The 8,338-nt window shown below is 74.2% G+C and carries 10 protein-coding genes and 1 pseudogene; 4 read left to right on the top strand and 7 right to left on the bottom strand.

Annotated elements, in window-relative coordinates:
- The first annotated feature begins 269 nt into the window (after positions 1 to 269).
- The gene (locus tag JFN87_RS30350; protein WP_209345280.1) at positions 270 to 1,589 is read left to right on the top strand and encodes an SCO2321 family membrane protein; all 1,320 of its coding nucleotides are present in this window, start codon (positions 270 to 272) and stop codon (positions 1,587 to 1,589) included.
- Here the strand turns inward: JFN87_RS30350 and JFN87_RS34600 are convergent.
- The 4 genes from JFN87_RS34600 to JFN87_RS30330 are packed head-to-tail and all read right to left on the bottom strand — an operon-like array spanning position 1,580 to position 2,680.
- The gene (locus JFN87_RS34600; RefSeq protein ID WP_209345278.1) at positions 1,580 to 1,942 is read right to left on the bottom strand and encodes a DUF3710 domain-containing protein; all 363 of its coding nucleotides are present in this window, start codon (positions 1,940 to 1,942) and stop codon (positions 1,580 to 1,582) included. The genes JFN87_RS30350 and JFN87_RS34600 overlap by 10 nt on opposite strands.
- 5 nt (positions 1,943 to 1,947) lie before the next feature.
- Positions 1,948 to 2,184 carry a helix-turn-helix domain-containing protein gene (locus tag JFN87_RS30340; RefSeq protein ID WP_209345276.1) on the bottom strand — a complete coding sequence of 79 codons (237 nt, stop codon included), beginning with the start codon at positions 2,182 to 2,184 and terminating at the stop codon, positions 1,948 to 1,950.
- A gap of 14 nt (positions 2,185 to 2,198) precedes the next feature.
- Positions 2,199 to 2,537, bottom strand: coding sequence for a helix-turn-helix domain-containing protein (locus JFN87_RS30335; protein WP_307865655.1), 339 nt, complete (start codon positions 2,535 to 2,537; stop codon positions 2,199 to 2,201).
- Positions 2,534 to 2,680: a DNA-binding protein gene (locus tag JFN87_RS30330; protein WP_372449316.1), complete on the bottom strand. Its 147-nt coding sequence runs from the start codon at positions 2,678 to 2,680 to the stop codon at positions 2,534 to 2,536. Before JFN87_RS30330 ends, JFN87_RS30335 begins: the two co-directional genes overlap by 4 nt.
- Here JFN87_RS30330 and JFN87_RS34440 point away from each other — a divergent pair.
- A complete protein-coding gene (locus JFN87_RS34440) occupies positions 2,670 to 3,236 on the top strand; it encodes an HAD family hydrolase (protein WP_307865654.1) in 567 nt (188 codons plus the stop codon). The two genes, JFN87_RS30330 and JFN87_RS34440, sit on opposite strands and share 11 nt — an antisense overlap.
- A 57-nt stretch (positions 3,237 to 3,293) precedes the next feature.
- On the opposite strand, the gene JFN87_RS30320 is transcribed toward JFN87_RS34440, so the two are convergent.
- The 3 genes from JFN87_RS30320 to JFN87_RS30310 all read right to left on the bottom strand — a co-directional run bounded on the left by JFN87_RS30320 (position 3,294) and on the right by JFN87_RS30310 (position 7,233).
- Complete coding sequence (locus JFN87_RS30320; protein ID WP_307865653.1) at positions 3,294 to 5,399, bottom strand: bifunctional glycosyltransferase 87/phosphatase PAP2 family protein; 2,106 nt, start codon at positions 5,397 to 5,399, stop codon at positions 3,294 to 3,296.
- 359 nt (positions 5,400 to 5,758) lie between these two features.
- Complete coding sequence (locus JFN87_RS30315; protein WP_209345272.1) at positions 5,759 to 6,574, bottom strand: hypothetical protein; 816 nt, start codon at positions 6,572 to 6,574, stop codon at positions 5,759 to 5,761.
- Complete coding sequence (locus JFN87_RS30310) at positions 6,574 to 7,233, bottom strand: hypothetical protein (RefSeq protein ID WP_209345268.1); 660 nt, start codon at positions 7,231 to 7,233, stop codon at positions 6,574 to 6,576. The genes JFN87_RS30315 and JFN87_RS30310 overlap by 1 nt, the downstream gene beginning before the upstream one ends.
- 187 nt (positions 7,234 to 7,420) lie before the next feature.
- Between JFN87_RS30310 and JFN87_RS30305 the strand changes: the two genes are divergently transcribed.
- Both JFN87_RS30305 and JFN87_RS30300 read left to right on the top strand, forming a co-directional pair.
- Positions 7,421 to 7,924 (top strand): GNAT family N-acetyltransferase, encoded by a 504-nt coding sequence (locus JFN87_RS30305; RefSeq protein WP_209345266.1) that lies wholly within the window; start codon positions 7,421 to 7,423, stop codon positions 7,922 to 7,924.
- Positions 7,925 to 8,002: 78 nt separating this feature from the next.
- Positions 8,003 to 8,338 (top strand): annotated as a pseudogene (locus JFN87_RS30300) (hypothetical protein); the annotation flags it as partial.

Raw genomic sequence — 8,338 nt, 5'->3', positions numbered from 1 at the left:
GCCCGGGGACGCGACCCCGGGGCGGGCCCCCGGGCCATCGACGGGCCGCACGTGCGCGGCGGCCCGAGGTTCCGGGTGGCGTCGCCCCGCGGAGCCCGTACGCCTTGAGCCCGGGACTGGGCCTGGGCCTGGGCCTGCCGGGACGGACACGGGCCGCAGCCGCGGGGCGGGACCGCGGACGGGTGCGGCGGGGGTCGGGGGCCTCCCGGCGCGCCCGGTAGAGTGGCCCGGTCCCCCGCCGCCCGTCAGGGAAAGTCGCCGTCCGCCCCATGACCACCGCCCGCCGCGTCGCCGCCGCCCTCGCCGCCTCCGCCGTGCTGTGCGGCGTGGCGCTGTCCCCCAGCGCCGCGGGGGCCGCGCCCAAGCCGGCCACCCACGCCTCCGGGCTCTACGGCAGCAAGGACCCCGCCGCCGACGGCGTCAGCCGCCAGTCACTCGCCATGCTCGGCCAGTACGCCGCCGAGGTTCGGCCCGCGAACTCGGCCATCGGCTGGCTCCAGTCACAGCAGTGCGCCGACGGCTCCTTCACCCCTTACCGGCCGCAGCCCGCCGTGCCCTGCACCCCCGCCCAGCCGCGCGACATCAACTCCACGGCGCTCGCGATGCAGGCACTCTCCAGCGTGGGCGGCCAGCACCCGCGGCTGAAGGCCGCGCTCAACTGGCTGCGCACCCAGCAGAACCCGGACGGCGGCTGGGGCGCCACCCCGGGCGCGCCCACCGACACGGCCACGACCTCCGTCGTGATCGGGTCGCTCGCCATGATGGGTGCGAAGCCCAGCTCCGTGAAGTCACCCTTCACCGGCAAGCAGCCGTACGACGCGCTCGTCGCCGCGGCCGTGCCCTGTGCCCCGGCGGGCGGCGCCGACGCGGGCGCCACCGGCGGAGGGGGCGGCTTCGCGGCGAGCCCGCCGTCCCCGGGCCAGCGGCCCGTGGCCGACGCCCACGCGACCGTCAAGGCGCTGCTCGGCGGGATAGGGAAGCGCCAGGTCGCCGCCCCGGTGCAGTCGGGCCCCCCGCCGAAGTGCGACCCGGCGGGCGCCACAGCGCCCGAGGGCGTCGCCCGCAACGGTGCCGCCTACCTCGCGCCGCTGCTCGCCCCCGCGGGCTCGCACCTCGACACGGTCACCGGCACCCCCGATCCGGCCGCCACGGCGGAGGCGGTCGTCGCGATGTGCGCGGCCGGCTACGGCAACAAGGCCGAGGGCGCGCTGCACTGGCTGGAGAAGCACGGCCCCGCATGGGCGCAGAAGACGGGCCCGGCCGCCTACGCGCGCCTGATCTTCGCCGCCCACACGGCAGGCGTCGACCCGGCCGACTTCGGCGGCGTCGACCTCGTCAAGAAGCTCAACGCGACGGGCCCCGCCCCGAAGCCGGTCCCGAAGCCCACACACAGCGGCTCACCGGCCCCGACCCCGAGCCCCACCCCGTCCGAGGCGGCAATGAACCCGGCCGCGATCGCCCCGGCCGCCGACGCCGACAACAGCCCGGTGTTCTCGGGCGCGGTCTGGTGGGTCGCGATCGGCGTGATCGTGCTGATCGCGGCGGGCGTGGTCGTCGTCAACCGCCGCAGCACCCACCCTCACGACTGACCCGCCGGCGAGCGAGCCGCACCCGAGCCCCGGCGGCTCGTCGCATCGGCTCGTCGCCCGAGAAGCGGGCGCCGTCGCAGCGGCGTCACGGCAAGTGGCTCCAGCTGAAGAGTCAGTCGAACAGTGGAGTGTCGGCTTCGTTCCATCCGGCCAGAGGCGGCCACTGCAACGTGATGAGGCGGTTGGGTAGTGGCGTGGACGCCGCGAACGTCAACCACCGTTCTCAGGAAGATCTGGCGAGACTGTACCTGCAGAATGTCGGAGTCGGCGCCGGGTCCGGTCACGACGCCGCGAAGCATCCACTCCGGTCCGCCGCAACCGACGAATCGGACAGCGACCGGCTCATTCCGCATGCGTGTCAAGCGGCTTCGTCGTGCGGGGTGAGGCCGATGGTCAGGTCGGCGCCGAGAGCCTGAGCCAAGCGGCGCAGGAGGGGAAGCGTGGGCACGGTCCCGCCGCCTTCGAAGCGGGAGATCTGCGGCTGCTTCATTCCGCACCGCTCGGCCAGCTCGGCCTGGGACAGCCCGAGCTCGATGCGCCGGTCGTGGACGAGTTGCCCGAGCTCACGGGCGAGCGCGGAAGGTGGGTCCTGCATGGTTCCTCCCCGCCTCAGGCCGCGGGGGCGACGATGGTGACGGTGGGCTCGTCTCCGCCGGCGAGATGCATGTCCACCGTGAGGTCCAGTGCGCGGGCCAGGCGCATGATGACCGCGATGGGCGGCAGCTCGGTGGCCGTCTCGATGCCTTCGATGTCATCGATGTCGACGTGCATGCGCTCCGCTAGGTCGGCCTCGCTCAGGCCCAGCTGCTTACGCCGGTTGTAGACGGCCTTGCCCAACGTCATGGCGAGGCCGGCCTCTTCGTAGACCCGGTCGTACTCGGGGTCAGCGTCCAGGCGTTCGCCCAGCAGCTGGCGGTGGCGACGGGTCCTCCATTCGCTGTGGTTCACCGGTTCTCCTTGAGGTCGCGGCTGTAGAGGTCGTGCTCGGCGGCGGCTTCATGCTCTGCCTCGCACAATCGCTGTGCGGCGTGGGCGCGATCCACTTCGGCCTGCTCGCGCATCTTGGTCTTGCGGAACACGGTGAGCAGCACGACGCGTCGTGTCGCCGGTCCGGCTGGGCGCAACCGGAAACGCGAGCGCCTACAGGCCCCCGCCGAGGATCTGGGCGAGTGTCGCCGCCCGCTCCGCCATCCCCAGTTTCCACGGCGTCCCGTCCTCCTCGGCGATTTCCCGCCACAGAGCCGCGGTAGCCGTCCCGAACTCCCCGAGCACTTCCGGCTCGGCGTCACGACGCGCCAGACTGTGGTGACGGGCAACGTCCGCGCGGTCGCAGAACTCAAGCTGGACATCTTCGGGCTCGCCACCCACATCGACTGGAACGTCGGCGCATACGGCGAGGATGCCGACCTGCGGCCTGCCCTCGTCGATCTCGCGCTCACCCGCTCAGCGATCGCAGCGGCGGACACGGTACTGGTCGGCGACACACCCGCAGATATTGAAGGAGGGCACGCGAACGGCGTGCGGGTCATCGCCGTGGCGACCGGCCGAAGCTCTGCCGTCGAGCTGCGTGAGGCGGGGGCAGACGTCGTTCTTGACGATCTGACCGACACTGATCTGCTGCGCAGGCTGGTCTTCGACCGGAGCTGAGTTGCGTTCGGCGTGAGCGCGCCTGCATCGGCGGCTCGGCAGTGCGGCCCGTGCCGCTCAGCGCGCTGCCGGGTCCGGGTCCGGGTCCGGGCCCGGCTGCCTGCCCGGGTCGTTCGCCGGCTCCGGCGCACGGCCCGCGTCCCGCGGTGGAGGCCCGTCGTCGGGCGCCTCGACGGGACGCGCCGCGATCGCCCGGCTGCTCGGGGGCGGGTCGAGGTTCGGCGCGAGGTCCCCCGACGCCGACGCCGGCGCCGCCGCGGGCAGCAGCCTGCGCGGCCCGCCCAGCAGGTACATGAGGCCGAAGCCGGCCGCGACCACCGTCGCGCCGCCCACCGCGTCCAGCACCCAGTGGTTGGCGGTGGCGATGATCGCGGACACCGTGAACAGCGGGTCAAGCAGCGCCAACAGCTTCATCCACACCTTCGGCGCGAGCACCACCACCGTGACGCCGCACCACAGCGACCAGCCGAAGTGCAGCGACGGCATGGCCGCGTACTGGTTGGTGACCGCCGTCATCGCCCCGTAGCTCGGATGCGCCAGGTCCTGCGGGCCGTGCACGGTGTCGATGAAGCCGAGGCCCGGCATCAGCCTCGGCGGCGCGAGCGGGAAGAACCAGAAGCCGACGAGCGCGAGCACCGTGGCGAAGGAGAGCGAGGAGCGCGCCCACCGGTAGTCGGCCGGGCTGCGCCAGTACAGCACGGCGAGGATCGCCAGCGGAAACGCGAAGTGGAACGTCTCGTAGTAGAAGTCGAGGAAGGCGCGCAACCATCCGACGTGCACGAGCGCATGGTTCGCCCAGTGCTCCACGTCGATGTGGAGGAAGCGTTCAAGGGCGTGCACCGCCCGCCCGTGCGCCTCCGCGGTCGCCGGATCGGCGGAGGCGGCGAGCCTGATGTGCGAGTAGGCGGAGTAGCCGACGCGGATGACGAGCAGCTCGAGCACGAGGTTCGGCCGGCCCCTCAGCCGCCGCCACACGGGCGCCGCGAGCGGGACGCGGCTCAGGCGCGCGGGCACGGGCTGCGCGTAATCGGTCGGCACGGGTCTGTCGAAGTACGGGGACGTGCGCCCCAGGAACGGCACCACGCACGCGGCCGCCAGCGCGGCGAGCAGCGGCACGTTGTCCCGTACGGGCGCGACGAAGGCCATGTTCGGCAGCAGGACCGTGCCGGGCAGCGTCATCACGAGAACGACGACGACGGGCCACACCAGCCGGTCCTTGGCGCGCCTGCCAACGCGGCCCGCGAGCGCGAGGAGGATCCACATCAGCTGGTACTGCCACGCGGTCGGCGACACGGCGACGGCGACACACCCCGTCACGGCCACCGCGAGCAGCAACTGCCCGTCCTTCGCGTACCGCACGGCGCGCCGCAGGCCGATCCACACCACGACGGCGGCCAGCACGGCCGCGAGCACCGTGCCCAGGACGCCGTGCGCGCCGAAGCGGAGCAGCGCGCCGTGCAGGGACTGGTTCGCGAGCCCTGACGCGGACTCGCCGAGGCCGATCCCGGCGAGGTGGTGCACCCAGTACGTGCGCGAGTCCGCGGGCAGCACGGCCCAGGCGAGCGCCGAGCAGCCGATGAAGGTCGCCACGGACGTCACGGCGGCCTTCCTGCGCCCCGTCAGCCACAGCAGCGGCGCGAACAGCAGGACGGCGGGCTGGAGCGCGGCCCCGAGCCCGACGAGGAGCCCGGCGCCGCGCTCGCCGCGCGCGGCGAAGCAGCCGAGCAGGACGAGCAGGACGGGGATGATGCTGGTCTGCCCGAGGTGGAAGCTGTTGCGCACGGGCAGCGAGAGCATCAGCAGGCTGATCGCGACGGGCGCGGCGGGCACCCGCGTACGGCCCGGCAGGGCACGCGCGGCGACCACGCCGACCGCGACGACGAGCAGGAGCGTGCCGAACGTCCAGGCGACGCCCAGCGACTGCTCCGCCGAGCGCGTCAGGGGCTTGAGGACGGCCCCCGCGAACGGCGTGCCGGTGAACGTCGAGCCATGGTCGTAGAGGGAACCCCTCACGTGCAGGACGCCGGTCGGGCCCATCCAGGTCGCCAGGTCGGTGAGGCGGCTGCCCGGCGGCTTGCCGAGCACGGCCGCCACCTGGCGCGCCGCGAGCACGGCGGCCACCAGCCACAGCAGCGCCCGCGCGGCGGCGGGCCCGCCGCTCACTCCTCTCGGCGCCGTATCGCCCCGGACACTTCCCTCCGCGTTCGCCACCTCGCGACGACCTCCCTCTCCCGTCCGAAACCGCCACGGATGCGGCCCCCTGGGGCAAGAGCCTGGCACCTCGCGGGCCGGAATGTAGAGGCAACCCCCTCTTCGGCCGTCTGTCACCCCTGTTTCGCCGCGAAGGGACGAATTGGGCCGGGCTGACGCGGGAGGTTGACGGCGGGGAGGTTGACAGCGGGGAGGTTGACGGCGGGGGCTCGTGCGGGACGACCGAGGCGGGTGACGGGCTCTTGCCCGTCACCCGCCTCCGCGTCACCTTTCCTCGCGCGGGCGCAGCCGCCCGCCGCGCCCTCGGACGGTCAGATCGTCAGAAGGCGCTCCGTCGTCTCGCGGTAGGTGCGCAGGGCGAGGCGCAGCCGCTCGGTCCGGTCGGCGGCGCCGGCGGTGCCGTCCGGGCCGTCCGCCTCCCAGCCGGCCCGCAAGGCGCGCGGGCGCTCGGCGAGCGCGGTGGACAGTCGCTGCGCGGTCTCCTCCAGCACGCTCGCCGCCTCCTCGACCGACCGCCCGGGGTCGTCGACGAAGTGGGTCAGCGCGCCGTGCAGCCGCCGGCCGAACTCCTCGCTCTCCGCGCGGGGGATCAACCGGTCGTCCGCGCCGGGGGACGGGGCAGACGGGGCGGACGAGGCGGACAAGGCGGACGGGGGCGCCGCCGGGGCCGCGGCCCGCCGCGACGTCTCCGCCGTACCGGCGTTCCGGGCGGGCGACGCCCCATCGCGGGCGGCGGGAGCCTCCTCCTCGCGCACGGCGGCGCGGGCGGCCGAGGGATCGGCGGTGGGCGCGATGCCCGCCGCCCCGGTGGCCGGATCGCCCGCGGACGTGGACGGCCCGCTGCCCGACTCGCGCTCCTGGCGGAGTGCGCGCTCGCGGCGTATGGCACGCTCGCGTCCGCCGTAGAGCTCGGCGGTCGTCTTCGCCGGCCCGACGGGCTCGGCGGGCCGGTCGGTCCCGGCGGGCCGGTCGGTGCTGTCGGGCCGGTCGGTTCCGGCGGGGCCAACGTTCCCGGCGGGCTCAGACGCGCGGACGTCGTCCGGCGCATCCTGGGCGCTCAGGCGAGGCGGGCGCGGTTCTCGCGCGGCCTCGGCCTCGGCTTCGTCGTTCTTCCTCCTACCGAACATCAGGCTCCGCTTCCCTTCGGTCGCATGGCGATTTTGTCCTTGCGGCCGGCGCGTGCCGCGGCGCGGCCGCCGTGGCCGCCACCGTCGGCGAGGATCAGCTGCTCGAAGAGCCCGCGCGCGCCGACCATCGCCTCGCGCAGCTCCTCGGTGCGCACGCCGCCATCTACTCCGCCGCCCTCGGTGGCGGCTCGCGCGGCGGCGTGGTGCATCGTGCGGTACCCGCCGACGCGGTGCGCGTGGTGCACCGAGAGGGCGTCGAGCTGTTCGTCGTGCGCCTGCGGGCTGTCCGCGACCGGGTAGCCGCGTTCCGCGGCGAGTTCGGCCACGAGGGCGTCGGCCTGGACGACCGCCTCGTGCGGGGCCTCGACGAACCGCTCCTGCAGCCCCGCCCACCGCGACATGTAGCGCTCGCGCCGCTCGGCGGGCAGGGGCCGCACGCGCAGGCCGCCGTGGCGCTGGACGCGCTCCCTGAGTTCGTGCTCGGCCTCGGTCGCGTCGCCGCCGTGCCGGGCGAGGGCCAAGTCGTACTCGGGGCCGAACCTGCGCCTGAGTCCCGCCTTCCCGCTGCCCCTGCCCCTGCGCGGCCCCGCGTACAGGACCAGGGCGACGACGATCACGCACACCACGATCAGGCCGATGACGATCAGTACTGTGGACATGATGGCCTTTCCTGGTTGCCGGGTCGTCTGCGCCCGGCCATCGTGGCGGATCTTCGCCGCGGTGACCGGCTGTCACCTTCGCTCTGGTTGCCCGTAATCCTGTGAGGAAACGAGATCGTTTCGTGAACGCCCGACGATCAGTACGTGCATCGGTACGCGCATCCGTACGTGGATCAGGCCATGGATCATGACGGTGCCTGATCCACGCGCCTGGTCCGTGCGGTCCGAGTGCGCCGGGACGCGGGACGCCACGCGGTTGCGCCGCGCCTACTACGCGGAGGTCGCGGGGCGCTACTGGCGCAGACCCGCCACCGAGGCCGAGGTCGACGCGGGCGACGCGGACGGCGCCGCCCTCGAACTTGCCCCGCCGCGCGGCCAGTTCGTGGTCGGCAGGTACGGCGGCGAGGCCGCGGCCTGCGGAGGTGTGCGCCTGCTCGACGCGCGCAGGGCGGAGTTGACCCGGGTCTACGTGAGTCCGGCAGCGCGCTCCACCGGCGGTGGCGCGGCGGTGCTCGCCGCGCTCGAAGCGGCCGCCACCGCTCTCGGTGCGGCGCGGCTGGTACTCGACACCCGCCTCGACCTGATCGAGGCGCGCGGGCTCTACGTGAAGCACGGCTTCCGGCGGATCCCGGCGTACAACTCCGGCCCGTACTCCGAGATCTGGTACGGGAAGGACATCGGGACCCGGTAGAAATACCCGCCGTTTGCTCCCCTGGGGCCCCAGTGGCTGCATAATCTGGGGCAGTTCACAAAGGGGAGGGGTTCCACGGTGACGGTGAACGGGCGGTTCTGCCGTGCGTGCGGTACGCCGCGCGTGCCGGGCGGTGGTGCGGGCTGCTCGTGCGCCCCGTACACCGAGCACGAGGCGTCCGCGTCGACAGAGGCGTCCGCGGCCTCCGAGGCGACCGCGTCGACAGAGGCGACCGGAGCTCCCGAGGCGACCGCGGCCCCCGAGGCCTCCGGCGCCGAGGACTTCCACCCGCTGCACATACGCCCGTACGTGACGCTCGACGAGCACGAGCGGCCCGACGCCGCCCCGCGCACGGCCGGTCCGCTGCCGCCGCTCGCGCGCGTGCTCCCGCCGCCGCCCGGCCCCATGCCGCCG

Source organism: Streptomyces montanisoli (assembly GCF_017813245.1).
Lineage (GTDB): Bacteria > Actinomycetota > Actinomycetes > Streptomycetales > Streptomycetaceae > Streptomyces > Streptomyces montanisoli.
This window is presented reverse-complemented; position numbering and strand designations above follow the sequence as displayed.